Origin of the sequence: Hymenobacter caeli (assembly GCF_013294115.1) — a bacterium.
Classification (GTDB): domain Bacteria; phylum Bacteroidota; class Bacteroidia; order Cytophagales; family Hymenobacteraceae; genus Hymenobacter; species Hymenobacter caeli.
The window spans coordinates 122,148-134,335 of sequence record NZ_JABSNP010000007.1 but is presented as its reverse complement, the minus strand read 5'-3'; the positions used below and the strand labels follow the sequence as shown (position 1 = coordinate 134,335).

Genomic DNA, 12,188 nt, shown 5'->3' with positions numbered 1-12,188 from the left:
GGGATTTGGAAGATTAGCTGGTAATGCTCCAGAACCGCGAGGTACTTGAATTTTATAAGCGGATTCTCTTTGTGGTAAGCGGGATAAGCAGCGGTTTAGGATTAAGGAACGATGTTCAAAAAATCCTAAACCGCTTTTAGCCGATTAGTAGTGACACTTCGAGCACTCGGTGCCGCCGTTCGATGACACTGTAAAAGGAGCCCCGGCATTTTTGGTGTCGTGCAGTTTCACGAGGTTGTCGTAATAAGCGTTGCCTTTGGTGTTGAGCGGCGTTTCGCGGTGGCAGTTGATGCACCAGCCCATGGTGAGGGCCGAGTATTGGTAAACCACTTCCATGTTCTGAATGGGACCGTGGCAGGTCTGGCACTGGAGGCCACCCACCTGGGTGTGCTGCGAGTGGTTGAAGTAGGCCAGGTCGGGCAAGTTGTGGATACGTACCCACTGCACCGGCTGCTTGCGCTCAATGGCCCGGTAGATTTTCTTGATTTCCGGCGATTCGGTTTTGATTTGCGAGTGGCAATTCATGCAAATGTTGGCCGAGGGAATGTTGGCCGATTTACCTTTGTACACCGAGGTGTGGCAATAGGCGCAGTTAATCTGGTTGGTGCCGGCGTGCAGCTTGTGCGAGAAGGCAATCGGCTGGGTGGGCTGGTAGCCCTGCGTCAGGCCCACGGCCATCACGCTTTGCACCCCTTCGTAGAGCAGCACCAGGGCGAAGACCGTGCCCACGATGCCGCGCATCACGGACGAGCGGTACAGCTTGCCCCAATCGAAGCGCTGATCCAAAATCTCGGTGTCGCGGCCGTCCAAGTCCTTGCGGCCCCGTAGCACGTCCTTCATCAGGTTTCCGATGATGACGAGGGTAACCACCATCACAATCAGTACCACTACCAAGGCGATGAGGAGGATATCAACGGCTTTACCAGAGCCACCGGCATCAGCGCCAGCACTCCCACCATCGGTCTTACCATCAACTGGACCCACTACTTGGGAAGTTGGGCCAGCAGCCTGTCCTTCTTGCGAAGTGATGTAGGCCACAATCGAGGTAATCTCTTTATCCGACAGCGCCGCGAAGCTAGGCATCTGCTGCTTCTGGAACTTGTTGTAGAGGGCTACGGCATAATCATCACCACTAGCCACTACTTTGGACGAGTTGTGAATCCACGGAATGATCCAGGTAATGGGGCGACGCTTGCTGATTCCGCCCAGGGCGGGGCCCACCACTTGCTCGTTCACGGCGTGGCACTGGGTACAGTTGGCCTTGAACAAGGCATCGCCGGCCTGCACGGCAGCGGCATCGGCACCGCCAGCGGCTGGCGCGACAGCGGTGGCTGGCGTGGCACCGGCGGTGGCCCCAGGGGTCACGCCCGCCTTGCTCACGGTGGCGGCGCTAGAGCTGGGGTCTTGTGCTGAGGCGGGCCGCACGCTGGCGAATGCGAACAACAGCGCCAGCACCAGGTGAGATAACGAACTTAGTCGGTTGCTATTCATACGAAAACAGGCAGAAATAACGAAACGCCAAGGCATTTCAGGGGCACAAAGGTAGGATACGAATCGTGGGCAGCAAAAGCCAGAGGGGCGATTATGGGCCTGGGAACAACGTGAGAACACTATTTAGAATCAGAATAGATAAGCAGTAAAGCGTCATTTAAATAGTCAACTATTCGGCTACCACAGCAGCTCAGTACTGCCCAGCCTTGCCCCGGCCGCTCGGGGCGCAGGGCCGTTTCCTGTTGGAATGCTACCACCTTCTGGACAAAAAAGCGGGGCAACTTGTTCAGCGTTTCGCCCAAGAAATGCAGTCTTGCCGAGAAAGTGGCCAACAGCTTGGTAGTCTGTTTGGAAATAAGTACCTTTGCGCCCCAATCAAATTTTTTTCATCAGTTTTCACCCCGTCGTAATGGAAGTAAGAAATTACGAGACGGTCTTCATCGTAACCCCCGTGCTGAACGAGGGCCAGGTGCAAGAGACGGTCGAGAAGTTCACCCAGGTGCTTAAGGAAAATAGCGCCGACCTTTTGTCCACCGAAGCCTGGGGCCTGCGCAAGCTGGCCTACCCCATTCAGAAGAAAACCACTGGTTACTACTTCTGCTTGGAATTCACGGGCTCGGGCAACATCGTTGATGTATTGGAGCTGGCTTACCGCCGCGACGAGCGCATCATTCGATTCCTGACCACGGTGCTCGACAAGCACGCCGTGGACTACAACCGCCGCCGCCGCAACGGCGAGATGAACCAGCAGAAGGCTGCCAAGGAGACCGAAGCCGTAGCACAATAATTTTAACAGCGATATGGCAACGCCCTCGAACAACCGCAACAACGACCGCTCGGCCATGAACAAGCCGGTGGACACGCGCAAGAAGTACTGCCGCTTCAAGAAGAACGGCATCAAGTATGTGGATTACAAGGACCCAAACTTCCTGCTGAAGTTCGTGAACGAGCAGGGCCGCGTGCTGCCCCGCCGCCTCACGGGCACCAGCCTCAAGTTCCAGCGCAAAGTGACCCAGGCCGTGGCCAAAGCCCGCCACCTAGCCCTGATGCCTTACGTAGCAGATGCCCTTAAATAAGTAGTCCGTATTGGGCAGCAGGCAGTTTTTGGCCATTTCCTTGGCCGACTCCCCGCTACCGAATACTTATTACCAGAAAAAACGACATGGAAATCATCCTCAAAGACGACGTCAAGGGCCTCGGCTACAAGAACGACACCGTGACCGTGAAGTCGGGCTACGGCCGCAACTTCCTGTTGCCGCAGGGCTTGGCCATGCTGGCCGACAAGACGAACAAGAAAATTACGGCCGAGAACGTGCGCCAAGCCGCACACAAAGCCGACAAAATCAAGGGCGATGCCCAGGCCGTGGCCGACCAGATTGGCGGCATGGTGCTGGACATCCCGGCCAAGGTGGGCGAAAGCGGCAAGATTTTCGGCCGCGTCACCACTTTGCAGCTGGCCGAGGCCCTGAAGGCCAAGGGCATCGACGTGGACCGCAAGCGCCTATCGTTCGACCAGGAGCCTTCGGCCGCCGGCGACTACACTGCCACGCTGAGCCTCCACAAGGAGGTGAAGCACACGGTTCATTTCCGCGTGGTGGCCGAGTAGGTGAAACTTATCCAGGCTTGTAAAAGGCCCCGCCGTAACGGCGGGGCCTTTTGCTTTTTATTTTAATGGTGCAGGGCGGCTACTTTTGCTTCGATGTTTAGAACTGAACTGATAATTGCGCCAGCGGCGCAGCAGCTGTCCGCGGCGGCGCGGGTGCTCACGCTGGGCTCGTGCTTTGCCGACAGCATGGGGGCGCGGCTGGCCGCCGACAAGGTGAATGTGCTGGTAAACCCCTTCGGAACGGTGTTCCAGCCCCTGGCGGCGGGCCGGCTGCTGCGGGCGGCGCTGGGCGAGGACGTGGACTGGCAGCAGCACCTGGTGGAGGCGCGGGGCCGCTGGCAGAGCTACGACCTGCACGGCAGCCAGGGGGCCCCCACGCCGGTAGAGCTGCTGCACGACATCCAGCAAACGGTGCGGCGCACGGGCGAGTTTTTGCGCGGGGCCGACGCGGTGCTGCTCACGCTGGGCACGGCCTGGGCCTATCGCCTGCGCGAAACCGGGGAGCTGGTGAACAACTGCCACAAGATGCCCGCCGAGCTGTTCGAGAAGGTGCTGCTGACGCCCGACGAAATCATCAACGCCCTGGCCGAAACCCACGCCTACCTGCGGCGCGTCAACCCCAAGCTGCGCATCATCTTGACGGTGAGCCCGGTGCGCCACCTGCGCGACACGCTGCCGCTGAATGCGGTGAGCAAATCGGTGCTGCGCGTGGCCTGCCACTACCTGAGCGAGCTGCTGCCCGACGTGAGCTACTTCCCCGCGTTCGAGCTGCTGACCGACGACCTGCGCGACTACCGCTTCTACGCCGCCGACATGCTGCACCCGTCGGAAGTAGCGGAGGACTACGTGTGGGAGAAGTTTGCCCGCGCGTACTTCGACGCCGATTTTGGGCGCTTCCGCAAGGAATGGACCGGGCTGCGCCAGGCCCTGGGGCACCGGCCGCTGAACGCGGCGGCCCCCGAGCACCGGCAGTTTCTGGAAAACACCAGGGAGCGACTGGAGCAGCTGGGCCGCCAGCGCGTGAACGTGGCCGCCGAGCTGCGCGAAGTAAGCGAGCGGCTGGCCACGCTGCCCGTCCCCACGACTCCGGCCTTTGGGCAGGCGGTTCCCGATGAGGAGGAGCGCATTGACGTAGGCACGAAAACCGCCGCAGCAGGAGCAACCGAGCGGCCGGCCGATACCCCGGCAACGACGGGCGAGCGGGCCCCGCGCCTGTCGCCCGAAGAATTCCGCGCCCAGCGGGCGGCCCGCAACAACGACCGCAACGGCCGCAACCGCCGCAACGCGGACCAGCAAATGCCCGTGGAGGAGCCGATTGCGCCGGCTGCCCCGCCCGTGCCGTACCCTGCTGAGTCGGTGGAAGCGGCTGCGCCGGTGGCTGGCCAGGCCGCGCTGTTCGCGGCCGACGGTACCGAAACCGATCCGTCGAAAAAGAAGAAGCGCCGCTCGCGGGGCGGGGCCAAGCGCACGGCCCGCAAAAACGCGGCCCGGCTGGCAACGACGGAGGCCGAGGAAGGCGCTGAGAACCCCGTGGCCGATGCGGAATTGGCCGCTCCTGCTGAGGAAGTGGCCGCCGCGCCGCGCAACCCGCAGCCGGAACCTCAGAAGTCCAGCGTCATCACCAAGTCGGTGCCCGTGAAGCGGGGCGGGCGCGACCGTGGGCGCAACACCGAAAAAGCCGCGGCCCAGCCCCATGCCGCGGCCGCCGAAGGCGCACCCGCGGCCGAATCGGCCCCGGGATCAGCAACGACTTTGCCGGCTGCTGCGGGGCAGCCAGTCTCCGGGGCCCCGCTGGCGGCTGAAGCCTTGGTGCCCGCCGCGCCGGAGCCATCGGGCAACCGGAACCGCGACGACCGCCGGCAACAGCCCAAAGCCCGGCCGCTGTTTGCCACGCCCGCCGCGGCCGCACCGCCCGCTGCACCAGCGGCGCGGCCCGAGTACGAGGCCCGCCCCAAACCTGGCCCTACCCTGGCCGAGCTACTGGCCCCACCACTGGTGCGGCCCACCGGCCCGGTAGCCGGCCGGATGCGGGGCGCCACAGCCACGCTGGTGACCAGCACACTGGCTGCCAAAGCAGCTAAACCGACAGCTAAGGCAACCAAGCCAGCGGTGGAGGAAGCTAAACCAACAGCTAAAGCAAACAAGCCCGCAGCTAAGACAGCTGAGCCCGCAGCCAAAGCAACCGTCAAGCCGGCTAAGCCCGCCGCCAAAGCGGCTACGCCCACGACCAAAGCAGCCGGGCCGGTAGCTAAACCCGCCAAGCCAACGGCCAAAGCCGGTGCTACTAAAAAGGCCGAGGTAGCCCCTGCCCCGGCCGTGGAGGCCAGGAAGGCACCTGCGTCGCGCCGCACGGCCGCCAAACCCGCCGTGGCGGCACCGGCCGCCAAACCCGCACCGGCCGCACCGGCTGCCGCCCAGCAGCCGGCCAAGCCACGGGCGACGCGGGCGAAGAAAGCAGCGGCCCCGCCGGACGCGGGCCCCGATTCGGATTTATCGGCGTAAGTCGGCATTAATTCAAACCCGGCCTCGTTCGCCGGGTTTGTTGTTTACCTGCCACGCCCCTCGCCTTCCTTCCCATGCCCACCCATGCCCCCAACCGCCTCGCGCACGAGACGAGCCCCTACCTGCTGCAACACGCCTACAACCCCGTGGACTGGTACGCGTGGGGCCCCGAGGCGCTGGCCCGCGCCCAGGCCGAGCAAAAGCCCATTTTGGTGAGCATCGGCTACGCGGCCTGCCACTGGTGCCACGTGATGGAGCGCGAATCGTTCGAGAACGAGGCGGTGGCGGCGGTGATGAACACGCACTTCGTGTGCATCAAGGTGGACCGCGAGGAGCGGCCCGACGTGGACCAGGTATACATGGAGGCCCTGCACGCCATGGGGGTGCAGGGCGGCTGGCCGCTGAACGTGTTTCTGACCGCCGACGCCCGGCCGTTCTACGGCGGCACGTACTTCCCCCGGGCCAATTGGATGCAGTTGCTGGCCAACATCGGTGAAGCCTACGCCGGCGAGCACCGCGCCGAGCTAGAGCAGTCAGCCGCACGGTTTGTGGAGGTGATTGGGGCCAGCGAGCTGGAAAAATACGGGGCCACAGTAGCCACGGCTGGTGGGGTGTCGGATGAAGAATTCAAGCTATTGCTTTACCACCTGGGGCTGAATTTTGACCGGGAGCGGGGCGGCACCAACCGGGCCCCGAAGTTTCCGATGCCCAGCATCTGGCGCTTTTTGCTGCGGGCCCACGCCGTGACCGGCAGCCAGGGGGCCCTGGACCAGGCCGTGCTCACGCTGCGCGAAATGGCTTGGGGCGGCATCTACGACCAGGCACACGGTGGCTTCGCCCGCTACTCGGTGGACGGCGACTGGCTGGCCCCGCACTTCGAGAAGATGCTCTACGACAACGGCCAGCTCGTGAGCCTCTACAGCGAGGCCTTTCAGGTAACGGCCGAGCCGTTGTTTCGCGACGTGGTGTACGACACCGTGGAGTTTGTGCGGCTGGAGCTGACCAGCGAAGACGGCGGCTTTTACTCGTCGCTCGACGCGGACAGCGAAGGCGAGGAAGGCCGGTTTTACGTGTTTACCCACGACGAGCTGCGCGAAATCATGGGGCCCGAGGAGCCGCTGTTTTCCGAGTACTACAACTGCACGGCCGAGGGCAACTGGGAGCACGGGCGCAACATCCTGCACCGCCGCGAGCCCGATGCCGACTTTGCCGTGCACCACCACCTCGCGCCCGAGGCCCTGGCGGCGCTGGTGGCGGGCTGGAAGCAGAAAATAATGGCCGCCCGGGCCGGGCGGGTGCGGCCGGGCCTCGACGATAAAATCCTGACCGGCTGGAACGCCCTGATGCTGCAAGGCCTCACGGACGCCTACCGGGCCTTTGGCGAGCCCGAATTCCTGGCGATGGCCGAGCGAAACGCAAATTTTATTGAGCAGCACCTGCGCCAGGGGCCCCGGCTGTGGCGCACGTTCAAGGCCGGCACGGCGCACATCAGCGGCTTTCTGGAGGACTACGCGCTGGTCATCCAGGCCTACCTCAGCCTCTACGAAGTGACGTTTGCCGAGCGGTGGCTGCGGGAGGCCGAAGCCCTGACCCAGTACGCGCTGGACCAGTTTTTCGACCCTGCCGAGACGCAGTTTTTCTACACCGACAGCAGCGCCGAGCCGCTCATTGCCCGCAAAAAGGAGCTGTTCGACAACGTGATTCCGGCCTCCAACTCGGTGATGGCGCACAACCTGCGCCGCCTGGGCCGCCACCTCGGCCGCGCCGACTACGTGGACCTGGCGGCCGCCATGCTGGCCCAGGTGCAGGCGCTGGTGGTGAAGGAGCCCCAGCACCTCACCAACTGGGCCGCCTTGTACGCGGCCCAGCTGCACCCGGGGCCCGAAATTGCCATTGTGGGCCACGAAGCCGACGCCTTCCGCGCCGGGCTGAACCGCCAGTTTCTGTTCGACACGGTAGTAGCCGGGGGGACGAAGATGGGGGCCCTGCCACTGCTCCAGCACCGCCCGGCCCGGCCGGGGCACACCGACATTTACGTGTGCCGCAACTATACCTGCCTGGCCCCGGTGCAAAGCGTGGCCGCCGCCCAGGCCGCGCTGAAATAGTGGTGCTGTAGCGCTGGCCGCAGTTTAGCGCGAAGCGCGTAACTGCTGGCTGATGAACGGGGCGAGTTTGCAACTCGCAGAATTGAACGGCCGACCCGCCGGGCCGCTGCGCGGCCGTGAGTCACAGACTCGCCCCGTTTGCCGGCCGGCAGTTACGCACTTTGCGCTAAACTGCGGCCAGTGCCGCGGCTGGGACCGGCTCGTTATCTTTACTATTCGCCTACTCTGCCGCCGTTTTGACTTTAGCGCTTGACTTTGTTTCGCCGACCCCGGCCGGCTCGCCTGACCGGGTGACGCTGTTCGTGGACGTGATTTTGCCGCTGCCGCTGCCCCGGCTCTACACCTACCGGGTGCCGTTTGAGCTGAACGACAACGTGGTGATTGGCGGGCGCGTCATCGTGCAGTTCGGGGCTAAGAAGACGCTGAGCTGCATTGTGGCGGCCGTGCACGAAACGCCGCCGGCCAACTACCAGGCCAAGTACATCCTCGAATTCATCGACGACGCGCCCGTCGTCACGCAGCCGCAGCTTCGGCTGTTTCGCTGGATGGCCGACTACTACCTCTGCACGCTGGGCGAGGTAATAAACGCCGCCCTACCGGCCGCGCTCAAGCTCAGCTCCGAGTCGCGCATCCAGCTGCACCCGGGCTTTGCGCGGGAGGAAAACGAGTACCCGCTCACGGCCCAGGAAGAAGTCATCATCGACGCGCTGGGCGTGGTGAGCGACGGCAAGGCCCTGACCTTTACCGAGGTGGGCGACCTATTGGGCATCGCCTCGTTCCACAAGGTCATCAAGTCCTTGATGCAAAAGGATGTGATTTTCCTCTTTGAGCACACGGCCGACAAGTATGCCCCCAAGGTGCTGAAGAAGGTGCGCCTGGCCCACCGCTTCGTGGCCGAAGCCGCCGTGGAGCAGCTGTTTCAGCAGCTCGAAAGCAAGCCCAAGCAGCTCGACGTGCTGCTCCACTACCTGCAACGGGTGCCGGTGGCCCACAACGAGCACGCCAACCACGGAGGCCTCGAGAAAGCGGCCCTCACCAGCAGCCCGCGCCTGTCGGCTTCGGCGGTAAATACGCTGATTAAGAACGGAGTACTGGAGCAGTTCGACCAGATTGTGTCGCGCTTTCCGCTGGACGAAAACGCCGCCGTGCAACCCAACTTCGACCTGACGGCGGCCCAACTCACGGCCCGCGACGAAGTTATGGCCCACTTTCGGGAGCGCGACATTGCCCTGCTGCACGGCGTGACGGGCGCGGGCAAGACCGAGATTTACATCGACCTCATCCAGCAGGCCCTGGGCGGCGGGGGACAGGTGCTGTACCTGTTGCCCGAAATTGCCCTCACCGCCCAAATCGTGACCCGGCTGCTGCGCGTGTTCGGCTCGCGGTTGGGCGTGTACCACTCCAAATTCTCCGACAACGAGCGGGTGGAGGTGTGGAACGGCGTGCTGGCCGGCCGCTTCCAGGTGGTGGTGGGCGTGCGCTCGGCGGTGTTTCTGCCCTTCGATGACCTAGCCTTGATTATCGTGGACGAGGAGCACGAGTCGAGCTACAAGCAGTACGACCCCGCCCCGCGCTACAACGCCCGCGAAGTGGCCCTGATGATGGGCAGCTACCAGGGGGCCAAGGTGCTGCTGGGCTCGGCCACGCCGGCCGTCGAGACCTACTACCAGGCCCGCCAGGGCCGCTACGGGCTCGTCACGCTCAGCAAGCGCTTCGGCGAGGCGGGCATGCCGGATATGGTGCTGGTGGACACCCGCAAGGCCCGCGACCAGAAAACGATGCACAACCACTTCTCGGCCGAGCTGCTGGGGGAGATTGAGCGCAAGCTGGGGGCCCAGGAGCAGGTCATTCTGTTCCAGAACCGGCGCGGCTACGCCCCAGTGGTGGCTTGCCAGGACTGCGGCTGGATACCTAAATGTTCGAACTGCGCCGTGAGCCTGAGCTACCACAAGCACAGCCACGAGCTGCGCTGCCACTACTGCGGCTACCACGAAAGCATGGTGACCAAGTGCCCCGCCTGCGGCTCCAGGGCGGTGAAAACGGTGGGCTTCGGCACCGAAAAAATCGAGGACGACCTCAAGATTATGCTGCCCCAGGCCAATGTGCAGCGCATGGACCTGGACACGACCCGCGCCAAAAACTCTTATCAACAAATCATTTCCGATTTCGAGCTGCAAAAAACCAACGTGCTGGTGGGCACCCAGATGGTAACCAAGGGCCTGGACTTCGCCAACGTGAGCCTGGTGGGCATCATCAACGCCGACAGCATCATCCATTATCCTGATTTCAGAGCGCACGAGCGGGCCTACCAGATGTTTGTGCAGGTGAGCGGGCGGGCCGGGCGCAAGGGCAAGAAGGGCAAAGTGCTGATTCAGACCGCCGACCCGGCGCAGGTCATCTTCGACAAGGTGATGCGCAACGACTACCTGGAGTTCTACGAGTACGAAATCACGCAGCGGCGCGAGCACGGCTACCCGCCCTTCACCCGCATCATCAAGCTGACGGTGAAGCACGTGGAGCAGGGCGTGGCCGAGCAGGCCGCCGTGCTGCTCGCCCAAGAGCTGGTGGCCCGCCTGGGCCAGGCAGCCGTGCTGGGCCCCGAAGCCCCCTACATTTTCCGCATCCGCAACTTCTTCTTGCAGGAAATCACCGTCAAGCTCGAACGGGCCCACACCGTACTCAAGCACGCCAAGGAGCAGATTGGCGAGGCCATGGACGCGGTGCGCGACCAAAAAGAGTTCAAGCAGGCCCGCCTGGTGGCCGACGTGGACCCGATGTAGCACGGGCGACCGGCGGCAACCAAAAAGGGCCCTGGCAATTAAGCCAGGGCCCTTTTTGGTTGCCTTGCGGATGGTACTACGCCTGGTCGAGCAGCCAGAGGATAATGAAGATGATGCCGATAACGGCCAGAATGGCCCCGATAACCCCGAAGATGCTGGAAACGCCAGCAAAGAGCGAAACGATGAGGCCTACCAGCAAGAACAGCAGGCCGGTGCGCAGGTTGCCGTCGATGCGGGCCGTGGAAGCTGTGGCGTCCTTGTGCTGCACTTTGGCCATCATTTTGTCCATCTTCTTCATCACCTTTTTGGCCAGCATCCGCTGCACCAGCGTGGGCTTGGGGGCCGGCGCGGCGGCCACTGTGGTGGCAGCGGCGGCTTCGGCCAGGGCAGCGGCGGCCACCGGCTTGGTGGCCGGGGCTACCGGCGCGGCGGCCACGGGGGCCGGCGCGGTGGTGGCCACGGGAGCCGGAGCGATGGGGGCATCAGCAGCTACAACCGGCGCGGGCGTGGCGGCAGCAGGGGCAGCTACGGCCACGGCGCGGCGGTGCGCGGCTTCGCCGTAGTAGGTCGAAGCTTTGGGCAGCGTGGCGTACTCGGCGCGGTTGCAGCTGCCGAGGGCCAGGGCACAGCCGGCCACGGCCAGGAGACGCGCGAAGGGGGAAGAGATTTTTTTCATGATGAGAAAGAATGAGAAGAAATGAAAAGCTATTTTGGGCGTTCTACGGAGAAGTTGGCCATTGGTGGCTGACCCCGCGCACTTTTTTTAATTTTCGCGGCCAACCCGGACGCCTGCTTTTGGCTCACACTCTAACCGGAGGGCCCTGTTTCCGGCCTGCTGGCCTGAACGGTACGGGCGCTTTCAGCGTTTCACCCCGCGCAAACAGCCTTGATTTCCCATGCGTAAACATTTTGTGCTTTGGCTGCTGGGGCCCGCCACCGGCCTGCTGGCCCTGGCCTGCGCCCAGCTGCCCACCGAAACCGCCACCACCGGCCGCGTGGCCACGCTGGTAGCCGCCCCCGCCGAGCAGCTGCCCGACACCAGCGGCTACGAGCTGGCCCCGCCCCGCGACCCCAACGGCATTGGCAAGTACTACCTGGGCCGGCAGATTGCCCACGTGATGGGGCACGAAGGGGCCGACTGGCTGGACCGCAGCGACCGCCGCGAGGAGGAAGGCACCGACCTACTGCTGAAAGAGCTGAAGTTGAAACCCACCGACGTAGTGGCCGACATCGGGGCCGGCACGGGCTATTTCTCCTTCCAGATGGCGCGGCTGGTGCCCAAAGGCGAGGTGCTGGCCGTCGACATCCAGCCCGAGATGATTGCCGAGCTAAACGCTAACAAAGCCAAAAACCACCTGGCCAACGTGCGCCCCGTGCTGGGCCGCCCCGACAACCCCAACCTGCCCGCCGCCGCCGTGGACCTGGTACTGATTGTGGATGCTTACCACGAGTTCGATTACCCGCGCGAAATGGGCCGCGCCATCCGGCGGGCCCTGCGGCCCGGTACCGGCCGCCTGGCCCTGGTAGAGTACCGCGCCGAAGACCCCAACGTGCCCATCAAGCAAATTCACAAGATGAGCGTGGCCCAGGCCCGCAAGGAAATGGCCGCCGTGGGCCTGGAGTTCGTCGGCACCATCGAAACCCTGCCCCAGCAGCACCTACTGCTATTCCGCCGGTCTTAGGTTCATCAAAATTTGAGCATGA

At 63.6% G+C, this 12,188-nt stretch carries 9 protein-coding genes; 7 read left to right on the top strand and 2 right to left on the bottom strand.

What is annotated here, in order from left to right; translation table 11 throughout:
- Positions 1–144: 144 nt before the first annotated feature.
- The gene (locus HNP98_RS09405) at positions 145–1,491 is read right to left on the bottom strand and encodes a cytochrome c3 family protein (protein ID WP_173809810.1); all 1,347 of its coding nucleotides are present in this window, start codon (positions 1,489–1,491) and stop codon (positions 145–147) included.
- Positions 1,492–1,900: 409 nt separating this feature from the next.
- Between HNP98_RS09405 and rpsF the strand changes: the two genes are divergently transcribed.
- The 6 genes from rpsF to priA all read left to right on the top strand — a co-directional run bounded on the left by rpsF (position 1,901) and on the right by priA (position 10,484).
- Positions 1,901–2,278, top strand: a complete 378-nt coding sequence (rpsF, locus tag HNP98_RS09400) for a 30S ribosomal protein S6 (protein ID WP_173809809.1) — start codon at positions 1,901–1,903, stop codon at positions 2,276–2,278.
- A 55-nt stretch (positions 2,279–2,333) separates the two neighbouring features.
- The gene (gene rpsR, locus HNP98_RS09395) at positions 2,334–2,567 is read left to right on the top strand and encodes a 30S ribosomal protein S18 (RefSeq protein WP_173809882.1); all 234 of its coding nucleotides are present in this window, start codon (positions 2,334–2,336) and stop codon (positions 2,565–2,567) included.
- An 86-nt stretch (positions 2,568–2,653) separates the two neighbouring features.
- A complete protein-coding gene (gene rplI, locus HNP98_RS09390) occupies positions 2,654–3,097 on the top strand; it encodes a 50S ribosomal protein L9 (protein ID WP_173809808.1) in 444 nt (147 codons plus the stop codon).
- A gap of 93 nt (positions 3,098–3,190) precedes the next feature.
- On the top strand, positions 3,191–5,599 hold the full coding sequence (locus tag HNP98_RS21535; RefSeq protein ID WP_217425710.1) for a GSCFA domain-containing protein: 2,409 nt from the start codon (positions 3,191–3,193) through the stop codon (positions 5,597–5,599).
- Between the two features lie 74 nt (positions 5,600–5,673).
- Positions 5,674–7,704, top strand: coding sequence for a thioredoxin domain-containing protein (locus tag HNP98_RS09380; protein WP_173809807.1), 2,031 nt, complete (start codon positions 5,674–5,676; stop codon positions 7,702–7,704).
- Positions 7,705–7,940: 236 nt separating this feature from the next.
- On the top strand, positions 7,941–10,484 hold the full coding sequence (gene priA / locus HNP98_RS09375; protein WP_173809806.1) for a replication restart helicase PriA: 2,544 nt from the start codon (positions 7,941–7,943) through the stop codon (positions 10,482–10,484).
- 76 nt (positions 10,485–10,560) lie between these two features.
- Here priA and HNP98_RS09370 read toward each other — a convergent pair whose 3' ends face one another.
- The gene (locus HNP98_RS09370) at positions 10,561–11,160 is read right to left on the bottom strand and encodes a hypothetical protein (RefSeq protein WP_173809805.1); all 600 of its coding nucleotides are present in this window, start codon (positions 11,158–11,160) and stop codon (positions 10,561–10,563) included.
- Between the two features lie 220 nt (positions 11,161–11,380).
- On the opposite strand from HNP98_RS09370, the gene HNP98_RS09365 reads away from it, so the two are divergent.
- Positions 11,381–12,166, top strand: a complete 786-nt coding sequence (locus tag HNP98_RS09365) for a class I SAM-dependent methyltransferase (RefSeq protein ID WP_173809804.1) — start codon at positions 11,381–11,383, stop codon at positions 12,164–12,166.
- Positions 12,167–12,188: the final 22 nt, after the last annotated feature.

Coding starts and splice junctions, on each gene's coding strand:
- HNP98_RS09405 (WP_173809810.1), bottom strand. CDS start 1,491: ATGAATAGCAACCGACTAAGTTCGTTATCTCACCTGGTGCTGGCGCTG.
- rpsF (WP_173809809.1), top strand. CDS start 1,901: ATGGAAGTAAGAAATTACGAGACGGTCTTCATCGTAACCCCCGTGCTG.
- rpsR (WP_173809882.1), top strand. CDS start 2,334: ATGAACAAGCCGGTGGACACGCGCAAGAAGTACTGCCGCTTCAAGAAG.
- rplI (WP_173809808.1), top strand. CDS start 2,654: ATGGAAATCATCCTCAAAGACGACGTCAAGGGCCTCGGCTACAAGAAC.
- HNP98_RS21535 (WP_217425710.1), top strand. CDS start 3,191: ATGTTTAGAACTGAACTGATAATTGCGCCAGCGGCGCAGCAGCTGTCC.
- HNP98_RS09380 (WP_173809807.1), top strand. CDS start 5,674: ATGCCCACCCATGCCCCCAACCGCCTCGCGCACGAGACGAGCCCCTAC.
- HNP98_RS09370 (WP_173809805.1), bottom strand. CDS start 11,160: ATGAAAAAAATCTCTTCCCCCTTCGCGCGTCTCCTGGCCGTGGCCGGC.
- HNP98_RS09365 (WP_173809804.1), top strand. CDS start 11,381: ATGCGTAAACATTTTGTGCTTTGGCTGCTGGGGCCCGCCACCGGCCTG.